Below are 16,014 nucleotides of genomic sequence, written 5' to 3' on the forward strand. Positions count from 1 at the left end.
GGCGGCTCGAGAGGGGCGTTTAGTGTTCCGATGTTTCCCTAGTTGCTATGCAATTAAAGTACGCAGCCCGTATGCAGCATAGCGGAATACGGGAATGGTGTGGCTCCGAATTTCCTGGATTGTGCTAAGCTCTATCCGGGCTGCGTTGCTTAGATTAGCCGGAAAAGGCTCGATCTTTAAAACAGAAAGTTGTTATCGACGCTAGCCTTGAACTTATCGATGGGTTCTGAGGGCAGGGTGCAGGAAAGACTCGAGTTTTTGCCGGACGATGCGGGGGTTCTCGCTTTCCTGTACCGCTAAGATTCCTTCAATAATCATTTCACGGATAAACATTTCTTCTTTATCTTTTTGTTTGAGTTTATTGCCCATTGGGCTGAATACTAGATTGCCTAATAAAGAACCGTAGAGCGTCGTTAAAAAAGCTACCGCGATCGAAGGGCCTAATTGCGAAGGATCGGATAAATTGCCCATAACGCCGATTAGACCGACGACGGTTCCTATCATGCCCATGGCCGGGGCCACGCCGGCCATTGTCGACATCATTGCAATACCTGTTTGATGGCGCTGCGAAGTCATTTCATTATCGTTTTCCATGACGCGCCGGACTTCATCCGGTGCGATGCCGTCGACAACCAACATCAACGCATTCCGGATAAACGGGTCCTTGATCTTTAGCATATCCTCTTCCAATGCCAGCAAGCCCCCTCGGCGAGCTCGGTCGGCTAATTTAACGAATAAATTAATTTGCGCATGCGGATTGGGCTTTTCCATTCTGAAGCTTTGCCAAATATATTTGGGTAACATAGCGAAGGTTTTTAGCGGGTAAGCCATCATTGTCGCACCCAGCGTACCGCCGGCGACTAAAATGATCGACGGTCCGTTGATTAAGGAAAAAGGGTTTCCGTGGTCCAGCAATACAGCGACGGCAATCGCGCATAAGGCGACAAATGGGCCGAAGATGGTTGCAAAATCCATGTAGACAGGTTGTTTCACAGGGTCTCTATTTATTAGTTTTATGGCTAAGATTGCATGGCATGATGCAAATATCTGCAAACTTCATGGTTCCAGAAAATTATTTGTCACAAAATCCTTCGTAAAAAGCAGATGTGCCCGTTCAGAGTTCAAATGCGCGTTTATACCCTTTGCTAGTCAAATTTCGGCGTCGGGGGTGCCCGTCAAAGGACGCCGTGAATACGTCCATGTAGGCTCTATGACAGCATCCATGCTGCCAAAGCCTTTGCCGAACACCCCGACGCCTCCATACGCTAATGCCGAAATTTGAAGTGCGATAGGTATACATGCAGGATGGTATTCATGGTTTTGAACGTTTCGAGGAAATAATGCGATTCTGAATGTCGGACATTCGATACCTGTAAAAATAGCACAGAGTTCGTTTTGATAATTGGATTTCGGACAAAGATTGAAAATGCTTAACACGGAAAAGACAGGATCAAAGAGTAAACCGCTTACGTAACATAGCAAAATGTTACTTTATAAACTATAAACCTAAAAAGAGCAGTTGGCATGTGTTGTAGGCCGTTCGTGATGAGCGAAGTCGAAGTATGAGCGGATTCCAAGCGCCACCCTTTGGCTGAGCATTCTAAATCCCGTTTGCCCTGAGCCTTGTCGAAGGGTGGGCGGGATTTAAAATGCTCAACATATTTTAGGATGAGTGGAAGTGCTCGCTGTCGTCGATTGATTTGGTTCAGCATCCTTCGCATCGGATTACGAACTTGCATCGGTGGCTTGGCCTTTAATGATATTACTGACGATGTCGATCGGCAGCGGAAATACGATCGTCGACGATTTTTCTCCGGCGATTTCGGTCAACGTCTGCAGATAGCGAAGTTGTATGGCTTGTGGCTGTTGCGCGAGTATCGTAGCGGCCTGCAATAATTTTTCCGAGGCTTGCATTTCGCCTTCCGCATGAATGATTTTCGCGCGGCGGGTGCGTTCCGCTTCTGCTTGTTTGGCGATAGCTCTTACCATGCTTTCGTCGAGATCGACATGCTTGATTTCGACATTCGCGACCTTGATGCCCCAGGCGTCGGTTTGCTGGTCGAGAATGGTTTGGATATCGATATTCAATTTGTCGCGCTCGGCCAGCATTTCGTCCAGTTCATGTTGGCCCAATACCGAGCGAAGCGTCGTTTGCGCCAATTGGCTGGTAGCTTCGTAAAAATTTTCGACCTGAATGATCGCCTTGTCGGGATCGATAACTCGGAAATAGACCACGGCATTGACCTTGACCGAGACATTGTCGCGCGAAATGACATCTTGCGACGGCACGTCCATGACGATGGTACGCAGGTCGACCCTGACCATTTGTTGAATGAGCGGAATCACGATAATAAAGCCGGGGCCTTTGACTTTGTAAAAACGGCCAAGCGTGAAAATAACGCCGCGTTCGTATTCACGTAAAATTCTAAATGCGCTGATCAACAACAATAATACGAAGCTGCCGAAAATTAAACCGAAATATTCAAACATCTTTGTGCTCCTGGTTGGGCGTGGAATTAACCTCGAGTATAAGGCCGTCCCGGCCGATTACGCGAATCCGCTGGTTTTTTTTGAGTGATTCGCGGCTGCGGGCTTGCCATATTTCACTGTGGACCCGCACAGGCCCCGTATCGGTAAAGTCGGCAAGCACGATGCCGGTTTCGCCAAGCAATTCTTCCCGGCCGGATACGATGGGCTTTTGCCTGGATTTTAACAACATGCCCAAGGCGAAAATTAAAAATGCTGCGCTGGTAAGCGCGAAAGCGCCGACTAAGGCAATGTCGATGCCGAATCCGGTGGCATCGGTATCCATTAGAATGACAGAGCCGATCACGAACGCGGTCAAACCGCCGAAACCGAGTATACCGATACTGGGTACGAAAGCTTCGGCAATCATTAATGAAATGCCTAATAAAATCAGTGCGAAACCGGCATAGTTAATCGGTAATACTTGGAACGCGAAAAGGGCCAGTAACAAGCTAATACCGCCGATGGTGCCCGGGACGATGGCTCCGGGATTGGAAAATTCGAATATCAGGCCGTAAATTCCGGCAATCAGTAAGATATAGGCGATATTCGGATTAGTAATTACTGCCAGTAATTCGCTGCGCCAGTCTGGTTCTAAGGCTTGAATCGCCGCATTGTCTGTTGATAGGGAAATATCGCGCCCGAGTACGTTGATTTTTCGTTGATCGAGTTGTTTTAGCAAATCGTATCGATCGGTTGCTAGAATATCGATCACATTGAGTTCTAGGGCTTTTTCGGCAGAAAGGCTTGCCGCTTCTCGAACGGCTTGTTCTCCCCAATTGGCGTTTCTGCCGCGCATTTCGGCCAGGCTTCTGATATAGGCGACTGCGTCGTTAATGGCTTTTTGCGCCATCGCGTTTTTAGGCGATTTGCTAGAAGAGGTCTGGTCGACGGATTGATCTTTGTCGGGTTGTTCACCGGGCGTTTCGGTTGGACCGATCAATTGTACCGGTGTTGCGGCGCCAAGATTGGTTCCCGGCGTCATTGCGGCGATATGGCTTGCGTAAAGAATATAAGTTCCGGCGCTGGCGGCTCGTGCCCCGCCCGGTGTGACATAAGTGATCACCGGAATCGGCGAGGCGATGATTTTTTTAATGATTTGCCGCATGGATGTGTCAAGGCCGCCCGGCGTGTCGAGTGTGATCAAGATCGCTTTAGCTCCGGATTCGGAAGCCTTGTCCATGCTGCGCTCGATATAGTCCGAAGTCGCAGGACCAATAGCATCTTGAATGGTTAATTGAACAATCGGTGTTGCGGGAATGGCAGCTTGATTATTTTCAGCCGAGACGGAATTGATAAACATAGCCATGACAAAAAGTAGCGGCAGAACTGTGCGGCGGTCGATGTGTCTTTTCATGAATGGCTACCTGATTATCCAAGCAGAAGCGGCTATCTCGAGTCTACGCCATGAATGGCTTATCGGCAATAGTTGTTATTTGTTCGGCTGGCGTTTGCCAGGAAAGGTGTCGAGTTTGTCGCTCTAACAGGTGTCGGATGTTAGGATGAGGTTATAGGAGCAGGGGCGTCCCTTGACGGTGATTCCCGCTCCGAATTTTTCTGGTTCCCACGGTCCTCCGCTCATCGTTATACATAAATTGTAGGGTACGCTACGCGTACCAAAGCCGTGCCCTGGCGGTTCGGTTGGCACATGACTATCGCGGGGTTACCATGGTACGCACAGCGTACCCTACGCGGCTGTGTTGTTTGATAAAATTGCGGATATTAAACGTCAGTGGCTTCGATAGTCGCGACGAAGGCGTCGCTCCCACAGGAGGCCGGATGCTCTGTGGGGGCGATCCCCTGATCGCGATTTCGAAGTCGGGTACGTTAGGTAGCAATAAATGGTATCGAAGTCGCATTAGCTAAGATGGGGTATTTACGACTTATGTATAACGACGAGAGCTCTAGCTTGGGAGAAACACCTCGGAAGCTCCAGTTTCCTGAGACCGACACAACCTCCGCTCACTCTCAATCAACCCCGACTCGCTCGTTCAATTTTTCTTGATTGTCGGGAAGCTAGAGCTTCCTGAATAGGTTACCCAAGCTAGAGCTTGGGTAACAGCATATTTTAGTTTTTACGACTACGACTGGCCCCTGCTCCAGCAATTCCCAATTTGGAGATCAAAAAGGGTGTGGGATATGCTTGGCGAGGATGTCGGCAGCAGGGCAGATTTTTGCTCCATGCAAAATCTGCATTCACGCCATCCTTGGCGTTCGAGCTGCCGCCAAGCCCCCATGGATGGGTTTACGGCGTTCCTCGACAGGCATACCCCACACCCTAAAATCGGCGAAACTGCTCAAACTGGGAATTGCTGCCCCTGTTCGGACACTTGGCTTCGGCAAGCTGAAGCATCTTGCTAATCAGGTTCCATTAAGAAAGCCAAGTTGGTTTTCAGCTAACTCCTCTCTTTAATTTTTAAATTAGGAGAAGTAAATACTCGCACCACCGAAGGCGGATTTTATTTCGCTTTTAACCGGGTCAATGCTTCGGTGACATGCGGTTCGATGGCTTGATACAGAACCTGGTGCATTTTCGGGTTGCCGGCAATGACGTTGCCGGTTTCCATGTAATTATCTTGGAAGGCAAAATCGGTGGCGACGCCGCCGGCTTCCTTGATCAGCAAAATACCGGCCGCCATATCCCAAGGATGTAATCCGATTTCCCAAAAACCGTCGAGTCTGCCGATTGCGACATAGGCTAAATCGAGTGCGGCCGCTCCGGCACGGCGTATGCCCGCGGAATCGGCATGTATGGTCCGGAACATGCCAAGATAGGCATCGAGATGTTGCTGACTTTTAAACGGAAAACCGGTTCCGATCAGTGCGCCTTTGAGTCCGGTTTGATTGGTCACGCGAATGCGGCGGTTATTCATCATCGCGCCGCCGCCGCGTTCGGCGGTAAACAATTCATCGCGTAACGGATCGTAAACGACGCCGAGCTCCAGTTTGCCTTTGACTTGCAGTGCTATTGATACGGCATAGACAGGAAAACCGTGTAGGAAATTGGTTGTACCGTCCAGCGGGTCGATAATCCAAACGAAATCGTTGCCTTTGTGTTCGCCGCTTTCTTCAGCCAAAATAGCATGATCGGGAAAGGCGGTTTTAATAATTTTTATGATTTCCTGTTCGGCCATGCGGTCGACTTCGGTCGCGAAATCGTTGATGCCTTTCCGGTTGATTTGAAGTTTTCCGACATTGTCGGCCGAGCGGGAAATTATCTCACCGGCGTTTCTGGCGGCGCGCACGGCAATATTGAGCATGGGATGCATGATATTTGATACGAAGCTGAATTAGAAAATATCAATAGCATATCAAATCTTTTGTTAAAATTTTCTGTTTTTTCAAATGGCGGGGCTACGCATTGTTGTCGAATATTAAAATCGTATTGGTCGAAACCTCTCATCCCGGTAATATTGGAGCGGTTGCTCGAGCCATGAAGAATATGAACCTTAAAGATTTGGTTTTGGTTGCTCCGAAGCAATTTCCCTGCGCGGATGCCACTGCCAGAGCTTCCGGGGCGGATGATATTTTGAGTTCCGCTTTGGTTTGCGACAGCTTGCAAGAGGCTGTCGCCGATTGTTCCATTGTGGTAGGAACCAGTGCTCGTTGCCGAACGATTAGTTGGCCGGAGTTAACACCTAGGGAGTGTGCGAATCTCTTGAAAACGGAAGCGATCGATCATAAGGCGGCAATCGTATTCGGTAGAGAACACTCCGGGTTGAAAAATCATGAATTGGACCTGTGTCGTTATTTATTGCGAATCCCGTGCAACAAAGATTTCAGTTCATTAAATCTTGCCGCCGCCGTGCAAGTCGTCAGCTATGAGCTCTTCGTGGCTTCAGGCCAGGACTATGAAGTCACTGTCGGTGATAAAGGCAAAGGCTTGTTGGCGACAGCCGCTCAGATGGAAGCGTTTTATGAACACATGATCGAAGCGCTATCCGATATCGGCTTCATGCATCCCGATAAATCGAAGTCGGTGATGCGCCGTTTGCGTAGAATCTATAACCGGGCTCGTCTAGAGAGTAAAGAGGTGGACCTATTACGCGGAATTTTACGAATGTCGCAAGGCAATAAAAAGAAGGGCTAATTATGTGGCGAGAAATCAAAGAGAATATCGATTGTGTGTTTGAACGGGATCCTGCCGCACAAACGGTGTTTGAAGTGATTACCGCTTATCCCGGTTTTCATGCGTTGTTGATTCATCGAGTCGCGCATTTTTGTTGGCAAGCCGGTTTTCGATGGCTTGGGCGCTTTGTCTCGCATGTCGGTCGTTGGTTGACCGGGATTGAAATTCATCCGGGCGCGACGATCGGCAGACGGTTTTTTATCGATCACGGCATGGGGGTCGTAATCGGCGAAACTGCAGTGATCGGCGACGACTGTACGCTTTACCATGGTGTTACGCTAGGCGGAACCTCATGGAACAAAGGTAAGCGTCATCCGACCTTACATGACGGCGTTGTAGTAGGCGCCGGCGCGAAAGTATTGGGGCCGATAGAAATAGGCGAGGGCGCGCGTATCGGTTCGAATTCGGTTGTCCTGAAATCGGTTCCGGCCGGTGCGACCGTGGTTGGGATACCGGGGCATGTGATCGACCCTAAGGCTAAAAAGCCTGATTCTCATCGAAAAAAAATAGTCGCGAAAATGGGCTTCGATGCTTACGGCACGAGTGACGACATGACGGATCCTGTCGCTAAGGCGATCAATCATATGTTGGATCATATGCAAGCAGTCGACGGGCAGCTTGAAGTCATGAAAAAAGCGCTAAAAGACGCCGGTATCGCATGTCCGGATCAGTCGATTCCGGAAGAGGATTATAAGAGCGATAAGTTGGATGAGATTTGAAAAGTTTAAGGGGCAAGGGGCAAGGTGAAAGATGAAAGATGAAAGATGAACATCTGCTGTTTTTCTTGCTCTTGGGGGACGTTATACCTTTGGCGCTTCAAATTTCGGTAGTGTCCAAGGAGGCGTAGGGGCGAGTGTCCGACAAATGCTTTGCTAGTATCCGCCATATGACGGGTGCCCCGGTGCCGAATTTTGGTCTACGATCGGTATAATTCAAATGAGTTTTTTTCAAAGTTGACTAATTTGCTTGGTTAAGTATAGTAATGCGCATTGATTTGCTATTTGAGGATTAGGTTGTGCGATTAACCACAAAAGGCCGCTATGCAGTTACAGCCATGCTTGATCTGGCTTATCACAGTCAGCAAGATCCGGTCACTTTAACCGATATCGCGACTCGTCAGACCATTTCGTTATCTTATTTGGAACAGCTGTTTGCTCGTTTGCGTAGAGCCGGCATGGTTACCGGTGTGCGTGGGCCCGGCGGGGGGTATCGTCTGAGTCGTGCGGCGAGCGAGATTAATATCGCCGAAATCATCGAGGCCGTCGATGAACCCCTAGATACTACCAAATGTGCCGGCGAAGGCAATTGCCAAAACAACAAAGCGTGTTTGACTCATGACTTATGGATGGGGCTTAGCGATCAGATTCGGGGATATTTAAAAGGCATCAGCCTCGGCGATTTGTTGACGAGGCATCATGTTCAGGAAGTTGCTAAGCGGCAGGAACAAGATGCTAAAGTGGTTGAAATTCATCGGCAAGAAAGAGTCAGCGCTTAAGTCTTCGAACGCATGGTCTATCTCGATCACAATGCTACGACGCCGCTCGATGATCGCGTTTTAGAGGCGATGCTGCCGTTTTTGAAATCCTTTTACGGTAATCCGTCGGCCCTGTATCGGATCGGCCGGTTATCGCGTAGCGCGATTGAAGCGGCTAGGGAGCAAGTTGCTGCGCTCGTCGGCGTCTCTCCCGGTCAGGTAGTCTTTACCAGCGGGGGTACCGAGTCGAATAATTTGGCATTGAACTCGATCAAGAGTCATACGCGGCTATTGATTTCCAGCATTGAACATCCATCGGTTACCGAGCCCGTCGAACGCTTGCGAAATCGTAGTTGCTCAGTCGATATTCTGGCCGTGAATGAAAACGGTATATTCGATCGCGAATCTTTCGAGCGATGCTGTGCGAACCGGCCTAATTTCGCCTCTTTGATATTGGCCAATAATGAAACCGGCGTGATACAGTCTATCGCCGAGTGGGCCGGCATGTTACGCGAACAGGGAACAATAGTGCATGCCGATGCGGTGCAGGCGGCCGGAAAAATTCCGTTGGCCTTCAATGCGCTCAATGTTCAGTTAATGTCTATATCCGGGCATAAAATTTACGGTCCCAAAGGTAGTGGTGCGTTGATCGTCGAAAAAGGCACAGAACCGGAACCTTTGCAGCTCGGTGGCGGTCAAGAGCAAGGTTTTCGAGCAGGTACCGAAAATGTCGCGGCAATCGTCGGCTTCGGTAAAGCGGCAGAATTAGCACTTGCTGAAATGTCGCAATGGCGAAACCAAATGCTCGATTTAAGGCAATTGTTGGAGCCGGGACTGGCGGAGTTGAACGCAACCATTTTCAGCCAAGCGGTAGAACGATTGCCCAATACCGTGCAATTCGGGATTGACGGCGTCGATGGCGAGATGTTGTTGATGCAACTCGATAAAAAAGGCTTTGCGGTATCGAGCGGTTCGGCTTGCGCCAGTGGCGGCGGCATGCCGAGTCCGGTATTGACGGCGATGGGTGTTGCCCGGGATTTAGCTAAAAGCGCTTTGCGCGTCAGTTTGGGTAAAGCCAATACCGAAGCGGATATTACCGATTTTGTGAAATGTTTAAAAACTATTTTGAATCGAACCTAATATTCATGAAGGCCCGGTCATCGCCCCGGCAAATGAAAGATCTCTGGTGGCGGAGGGCGCGGTCACTCGCCCGACAGGACGCCGTGAATACGTCCATGTAGGCTCGACGGCGGCTCCCTGCCGCCGACGCCTGTCGATCGAGCAACCGCACCCTCTCTGGAACCGGCATTACCAGAACTGAGTTTTGTATATTGAAAAATTAGATAATGGGTCTAAATCTACGAACTTTCACAGTAACGTTAAGAGGTGTTGAATGGCGATTTCTTTAACCGAGAGCGCGGCAAAACAAATTAAAAAACAATTGGACAAACGCGGCAGCGGCGTGGGTTTGAAATTAGGCGTTAAAAAATCCGGTTGTTCCGGTTTCGCTTATACGATCGATTATGCCGATGAAGTGCATGAAGGCGATCGGGTGTTCGAACAATACGGGGTTAAGGTCATTACGACGCAAGACGATCTCGCTGTGATTGATGGAATCGAGTTGGATTATCGCCGCGAGGGCATCAACGAAGCATTCAAATTCAATAATCCGAATGTCACCGGCATGTGCGGTTGCGGCGAGAGTTTTTCGGTGTGATTCCTGTCCAGAAATAGAAAATTCAAAGCGAGTACCGTAGGGTGCGCATCGCGCACCTTTCCACGGTACAGAACCCGGCATAGCTCCCGACCCGGGTGCGCGATGTGCGCCCTCCACCTAACGCTTTATAATCCGTGATCACCAATAATTTCCAAAATATTTAGAGATTAAAAAGCGGGGACATAGAAATTTAGCTAAAATCGCTTTTTTTTCGGCCGCCTTGGTTAATCTCCTCATTTTGCTTCAACTCTTTTGCAGCAAAAGTCTTCATTCGGAACCTTTCGTGCTCAATCATTCTCATCTGTATACTCGACATGATTCCCGTCGATTGATTCAGCCATTCGTTGCAATCATAGGCGGCGGTCCAGCCGGGCTTATGGCTGCTGAGGCGTTAAGTCAAAGCGGCGTTCGGGTCGATGTTTACGATGCGATGCCGTCGGTGGGCCGTAAATTCCTGATGGCCGGCAAGGGCGGCATGAATATTACGCATTCCGAAGCCTACGATATTTTTTTATCGCGATACGGTAAGCGAAGCGGCGTCATCAAGCCGATACTCGATGCGTTCGGTTCCGATCAGCTTATAAAATGGTTGCGCGACCTCGGTGTCGAAACTTTTATCGGCAGCTCCGGGCGCGTATTTCCAACCGACATGAAAGCAGCGCCCTTGCTGCGCGCCTGGTTGCATCGTTTGCGCGAAACGGGCGTTAATTTTCACATGCGCCACCGTTGGCAAGGTTGGTCCGAAACCGGCGAGTTGATATTTTTAACGCCTCAAGGCGAAAAATCGATTCGCGCCGATGCCACGGTTTTGGCATTGGGCGGTGGTAGTTGGTCGAAACTGGGTACGGATGGTGTTTGGGTTGATTGTCTGGTTAATCGTAATATTCCCGTAGCGCCTCTTAGACCGTCGAATTGCGGCTTTGAAACGGCCTGGAGCGATCGATTTCGCGAGGCTTTTGCCGGACAAGCGGTCAAATCTGTGGCGGTAAGCGTCTCTGCAGGGGGTATCTCGCATCCTTTGAATGGAGAGTTTACTATTACGCAATACGGTGTCGAAGGCAGCTTGATATATGCTTTTTCGGCGCAATTGCGCGAGCAAATCGATGTAACCGGTCAGGGGCTGATGCTATTGGACTTACTACCCGAAACCGAATTACAGGCCTTGATTAAGAAATTATCCCGGCCGCGAGGCAAAAATTCTCTGGCCAATTTCTTAAGAAAATCCGCCGGCATAAAAGGCGTTAAAGCCGCATTGCTGCGCGAATTAGCCGATGCGGACGATTATCGCGATATGCATCGATTGGCTGCGAAAATCAAAGCTTTACCGATTCGATTAACGGCAACCCGGCCGCTGGACGAAGCGATCAGCAGCGCAGGCGGCGTGATGTTCGAAGCGCTCGACGACTGTTTGATGCTGAAAGACCTGCCAGGCGTATTTTGCGCCGGCGAAATGCTCGATTGGGAAGCGCCGACCGGCGGTTATTTATTGACGGCTTGTTTTGCGAGCGGTTTTGCGGCTGGACACGGTGTTTTGGAATGGTTGGGTGATTTAGATAGCTGTGAGCTGTGAGCGGTAAGCAGGGAAAGAGGAAAGAGGAAAGAGGAAAGAGGAAAGGGGAAAGGGGAAAGGGGAAAGGGGAAAGGGGAAAGGGGAAAGGGGAAATTAGGGCTTGACAAGTGGTTAAAATGCCGCATCATTTCACTATTCACTATTCACTATTCACTATTCACTATTCACTATTCACTATTCACTATTCACTATTCACCGCTCACCGCTCACCCTAAACCGGCAAGCCCAGTATCGCTGTTGCGATCGAGAAATAAATTAATACCCCGGCCGAATCGGCGATCGTCGTGACGAGAGGTGCGCTGGCTGTGGCAGGGTCCCAACCTAAGCGATTCAGTATAAACGGTAAACACATGCCGACTAGACTGCCTACGATTACAATTGACACCATGCTTAATCCGACGACCAGCGCAATTTCATCGCCTCCGCGGAAATGACCGACCATAGAAATAGCTATTGCCATGGTTAAGCCCAAGCCGGAAGCGATAACCAACTCCCTTCCCAGTAAGCGACCCCAATCTTTAAGGTCGACGTCACCGGTCGCCAAGCCGCGAATAACTAAGGTCGCCGCTTGGGATCCTGCATTACCGCCGCTGCCTACCAGAACCGGCAAGAAAAACACCAGAACGACGTACGCTGCGATCGTGTCTTCGAAAAAAGCAATTCCCGCTCCGGAAAATAGATTGCCGAATACCAGTAAAATGAGCCAAACGATGCGTTTGCGATATAGCGTGAGTAGCCGAGCGTCTCGAAAATTTCCTTCCAAATTACCGATTGTCGCGCTTTTATGCATGTCTTCGGTGGCTTCGGCTTCGGCGACATCCATCGCATCGTCATAAGTAATGATGCCGACCAAACGGCTTTCGCTATCGATAACCGGCAAGGCCAGTAAATCATAGCGGCTGATGGTTTTTGCCGCGTCTTCTTGCGCGGCATCGACTGAAACCGTGACGATATCGGTCGTCATGATGTCTTGGATTTTGACCGTTTGCGGTGCCAAAATTAGTTCTCTTAGCGATACCGTGCCTAACAGCTGGTGCTGGCCGTCGGTAACGAAAATTTGATAAATCGTTTCAGCGCCCGGAGCGGTCGTGCGGACGATATTTAATGCTTCGCTAACTTTGACATGGGCAGGGATCGCCGCATAGTCGCTGGTCATGATCGCGCCGGCGGTGCCTTCGGAATGGCTGGCCAAGCGACGCAAGTCTTCGCGTTCTTTTTTGGCGATAGAACGTAACACGCCGTCATGACGTTCTTCAGGCAACAGATTCAATAAGTCCGCACCTTCGTCGGCGTCCATGTGTTTTAGCAACAACGATACGTCGTCGTCGCTCATTTCCGCAGCCAGTTGCTCCTGCAACGTATTGGGTAAATAACCGAACACACTGGCGCGTCGTTCGTAAGACAAAAATTTTAGAATATCCAGTGCGGTCGGTAAGGGTTCTTGCTGGATTAGATCGCACAAATCGGCCGGTTGAAACTCCTCTAAAAATTGCCTGACAACCTGATAATCCTTACGTTCGATCGAGTGACGCAGAAATGATTCGATGATCGGATGAGTCATGATCGACAGTTCCTTTTGAATGGTTTATTGGCGTATGCGAAAACCTGCGAGCATGATTGGTTTGCTGCCGGGTGCGTGGTTGGGAAAACATATCGGGCCGGTCCTTAAAGTAAGACCGGTTTGGCGTCATAAATGCTGTTACATGCGAGGGCAGTTTACTTAACGCTTGGCGCGCTTGTCAATCGGCCGGGCAGTACAGGTTCTCCGCGGATTATGCATTGATTTGTCGGCTGCGAGTAATCCACGAGTATTCGTTTGTCATTAAACTGTAACATTTCAGTCATATTATGGCGGCCGGTTAAACAACATCACCGGATGACATCTCCATTTATATGAAATTTAAAAAACTTTCCATTGCGATCATGTCGGTACTGGGGGCGGCTATTTCGCCGGATGCTGCGTCGCTCGAGCTCTATGTCGATATCGAAACCAAACAATTGTATGCAGAGCCGGGGCCTAATCGGACGAAATTAGGCGATTTCGAAAGAGTTGACGACAAGGCGTCGGCAAAAGCCGATAACGCTATCGCAAATCGAGCGGTTTCAGGCAAAGAAACGATGCAAGACGAGCAAGCGCTTCCCGAGGATATGGACGTCAAGATGGCGCGTGCCCGTGCAGTCGATGTCGACCCTCACGTCGATACGCGTGCCGGCGTACATACGCCGCGGAAACTCAAGGAAACGCCCGAAGACCATTGGTATGACCGGATTAACCTGAGGGGCTATACGCAGATGCGCTATAACCATCTATTTTCGGGCGATCGTGTCGGCAGTAGAGACAACCCGGAATTACGTTCGGTAATGGACAGTGGAGTCAAAGACAATCAAAACTTTACGTTCCGTAGGGTGCGTTTGGTCATTTACGGAGACATCAGCAACTTTTTGTATCTCTACATACAGCCCGATTTCGCGACGACGGTGCGAAATCAGAGCGGAGGAGAAAGCAGTTTGCATTTCGCGCAATTACGCGACGCCTATGCCGATATCTATTTGACGAAGGATCACGAATATCGGATCCGTGCCGGTCAATCGAAAGTGCCGTTCGGTTGGGAAAATCTTCAATCGTCTCAAAATCGTATCGCATTAGATCGAAACGATGCAATCAACAGTGCGGTACCGAGCGAGCGCGATCTCGGTTTGTTTGCTTACTATACGCCAACGCATGTCCAGGAGCTTTGGAAAGACTTGAGTAAGAAAGGTCAGAAAACTTCAGGCGACTACGGCGTTCTCGGTGTCGGTATTTATAACGGCCAGAGTCTGAATAAAGAAGAAGCCAATGATGGCATGTATTTCGTGGCGCACTCGACTTATCCTTTCGACCTGGGATTCATGAGCGATAGTCTAAGTGGGCAGGTTCTTGAAGTCGGTGCCGATGCGTTTTCGGGTAAATTCAAGCCGACTTTCGGAAACTTCAAAACATTCGATGACTCGATCAACATATCAGGAAGCACAATCGAAGCAAATAGCGGAAAAAACAGAGACTTCACGGAGCAGCGTGTAGCCGTCCATGCAATTCTTTTCCCGCAACCTTTCGGCTTCCAGGCCGAATGGAACTGGGGTAATGCGGGTGCCTTGAACGTCGACAATGCAAGGATCGAACAAACGTCTCTTAGCGGCGGTTATGTGCAGGCGATGTACCAAATTGATGACTTTTACGGTAACTGGATTCCTTATGTCAAATGGCAAACCTATCGAGGCGTTTGGAAGGCCAATGCGAACATGCCGAAAATGGAAGTCGACGAACTCGAGATCGGTGTCGAATGGCAGATCATGAAGGCGCTGGAATTAGTCGTCAATTATTCGCATATGAATAGAACCAATATGAACAACAGCGCGTTCGGTCAAGCGGAAGGCGACGTGTTTCGTGCTCAGTTGCAATGGAACTACTACTGATCAAGACTGATCTTAGTTAGCAGTTAGCAGTTATACCCATCGCACTTCAAATTTCGGCATTGACGTATGGAGGCACCGGGGTGTTCGGTAAAGGCTTTGACAGCAGGGATGCTGTCACAGAGCCTACATGGATGTATTCACGGCGTCCTTTGGCGGACACCCAGGCGCCGAATTTTGATCTACGACGGGTATAGCAGTTAGCAGGGTATGCGTCTCGTTTTTCTTGCTGCGAGCGTTAACTTAAGAAAGTCATTAAAATCCGAATGGTTACGGTACAGTTAGTGTTCACTGAAAAATACCCGCCATTCGGTGGTTAAAAAGTACTTTACATTTGAAAATTATCGCGATAAAAAGCAATTTTTTCTTGAGGGTATTATTTATGGCAGGATCTACGTCGGACGTTTTGTCGGATGATATGGATTTTGAGGATGAGGATGAAGTTGGCAGCATCGATGATTCCGATGAGCTGTTAGCGGATAAAAAAGCAAAGTCGGCTTATGACAAAGTAGATGCGCGCAGAAAAATTGAGCTTTATTGGGAAAAACGTAAATTGAAAGAGGAATTCGGCGATATCGATGATTTCGACTTGGATTTTTAACCGTAAGTCAATCAAAGTAGGCTTATAAGGCTTGTCAAAGGGAGACCTAATAGGCTCATGGTGTAAGTATCGACCCCGCTGACAAATTAACGTAATACTGGCATCCCCTTTAAAAAAGGGGTGTATTTAAAAAATCTCACCTAGCCCCTCTTTTTCTAAAGAGGGAGATTGAATACTTACCTTATGGCCTTCATGGCAAGGTAGTTAATTCGACCTTAGTAATGAAAGCCTGTTTACCGGTAAATCTCTTGTTTTTGGGTCGGCGTGACGTGAATGCCGGTTCAACCTCTCCCATGCCAAGGACGGCACGATCTTTATACCTTTCGCACTTCAAATTTCGGCAGTGCCGGAGAAGGCGCCTGGGTGTCCGATAAAGGCTTTGCCAGCATGGAGCTGGCATAGAGCTTACATGGACGTATTCACGGCGTCCTTTGGCGGACCCCCCGATGCCGAATTTTGATCTACGATGGGTATAACTACTTCGGTGTGACTGGAAACTTTCAAAGTCTCAACAGCTTTGCGTACCAGGTGAAAGGACTGTTTTTCA

The 16,014-nt window shown here is 49.2% G+C and carries 13 protein-coding genes; 8 read left to right on the forward strand and 5 right to left on the reverse strand.

Translation table 11 applies throughout. From position 1 onward, the window contains the following. Nucleotides 1–213 precede the first annotated feature (213 nt). The 4 genes from METBU_RS0100985 to suhB all read right to left on the reverse strand — a co-directional run bounded on the left by METBU_RS0100985 (nt 214) and on the right by suhB (nt 5,795). Nucleotides 214–993 carry a motility protein A gene (locus tag METBU_RS0100985; RefSeq protein ID WP_014149214.1) on the reverse strand — a complete coding sequence of 260 codons (780 nt, stop codon included), beginning with the start codon at nt 991–993 and terminating at the stop codon, nt 214–216. A gap of 732 nt (nt 994–1,725) precedes the next feature. After that, nucleotides 1,726–2,490 (reverse strand): slipin family protein, encoded by a 765-nt coding sequence (locus METBU_RS0100990; protein WP_017838846.1) that lies wholly within the window; start codon nt 2,488–2,490, stop codon nt 1,726–1,728. Further along, nucleotides 2,483–3,883 carry an NfeD family protein gene (locus tag METBU_RS0100995; protein WP_017838847.1) on the reverse strand — a complete coding sequence of 467 codons (1,401 nt, stop codon included), beginning with the start codon at nt 3,881–3,883 and terminating at the stop codon, nt 2,483–2,485. Before METBU_RS0100995 ends, METBU_RS0100990 begins: the two co-directional genes overlap by 8 nt. A gap of 1,102 nt (nt 3,884–4,985) precedes the next feature. Continuing rightward, nucleotides 4,986–5,795, reverse strand: a complete 810-nt coding sequence (gene suhB, locus METBU_RS0101010) for an inositol-1-monophosphatase (RefSeq protein WP_017838850.1) — start codon at nt 5,793–5,795, stop codon at nt 4,986–4,988. 92 nt (nt 5,796–5,887) lie between these two features. Between suhB and METBU_RS0101015 the strand changes: the two genes are divergently transcribed. The 6 genes from METBU_RS0101015 to METBU_RS0101045 all read left to right on the forward strand — a co-directional run bounded on the left by METBU_RS0101015 (nt 5,888) and on the right by METBU_RS0101045 (nt 11,416). After that, nucleotides 5,888–6,616, forward strand: coding sequence for an RNA methyltransferase (locus METBU_RS0101015; protein ID WP_017838851.1), 729 nt, complete (start codon nt 5,888–5,890; stop codon nt 6,614–6,616). A 2-nt stretch (nt 6,617–6,618) separates the two neighbouring features. Then, complete coding sequence (cysE, locus tag METBU_RS0101020) at nt 6,619–7,374, forward strand: serine O-acetyltransferase (RefSeq protein WP_017838852.1); 756 nt, start codon at nt 6,619–6,621, stop codon at nt 7,372–7,374. Nucleotides 7,375–7,670: 296 nt separating this feature from the next. After that, complete coding sequence (locus tag METBU_RS0101025) at nt 7,671–8,150, forward strand: Rrf2 family transcriptional regulator (protein WP_026129957.1); 480 nt, start codon at nt 7,671–7,673, stop codon at nt 8,148–8,150. Between the two features lie 12 nt (nt 8,151–8,162). Further along, on the forward strand, nt 8,163–9,269 hold the full coding sequence (locus tag METBU_RS0101030; protein ID WP_017838854.1) for a cysteine desulfurase family protein: 1,107 nt from the start codon (nt 8,163–8,165) through the stop codon (nt 9,267–9,269). 253 nt (nt 9,270–9,522) lie between these two features. Next, entirely contained in the window at nt 9,523–9,846 is a 324-nt protein-coding gene (locus METBU_RS0101035; protein WP_014149206.1) for a HesB/IscA family protein, read from the forward strand. A gap of 328 nt (nt 9,847–10,174) precedes the next feature. Then, entirely contained in the window at nt 10,175–11,416 is a 1,242-nt protein-coding gene (locus tag METBU_RS0101045; protein ID WP_026129958.1) for a TIGR03862 family flavoprotein, read from the forward strand. Nucleotides 11,417–11,627: 211 nt separating this feature from the next. On the opposite strand, the gene mgtE is transcribed toward METBU_RS0101045, so the two are convergent. Continuing rightward, nucleotides 11,628–12,977: a magnesium transporter gene (mgtE, locus tag METBU_RS0101055; RefSeq protein WP_017838857.1), complete on the reverse strand. Its 1,350-nt coding sequence runs from the start codon at nt 12,975–12,977 to the stop codon at nt 11,628–11,630. Between the two features lie 332 nt (nt 12,978–13,309). Here mgtE and METBU_RS0101060 point away from each other — a divergent pair, with 332 nt between their 5' ends. After that, nucleotides 13,310–14,869 carry a porin gene (locus tag METBU_RS0101060; RefSeq protein ID WP_017838858.1) on the forward strand — a complete coding sequence of 520 codons (1,560 nt, stop codon included), beginning with the start codon at nt 13,310–13,312 and terminating at the stop codon, nt 14,867–14,869. 379 nt (nt 14,870–15,248) lie between these two features. Further along, nucleotides 15,249–15,467, forward strand: a complete 219-nt coding sequence (locus tag METBU_RS0101065; RefSeq protein ID WP_017838859.1) for a PA3496 family putative envelope integrity protein — start codon at nt 15,249–15,251, stop codon at nt 15,465–15,467. The last annotated feature ends 547 nt before the right edge of the window (nt 15,468–16,014 follow it).

This window comes from Methylotuvimicrobium buryatense 5G (assembly GCF_000341735.1).
In the GTDB taxonomy this organism is placed as follows: Bacteria; Pseudomonadota; Gammaproteobacteria; order Methylococcales; family Methylomonadaceae; genus Methylotuvimicrobium; species Methylotuvimicrobium buryatense.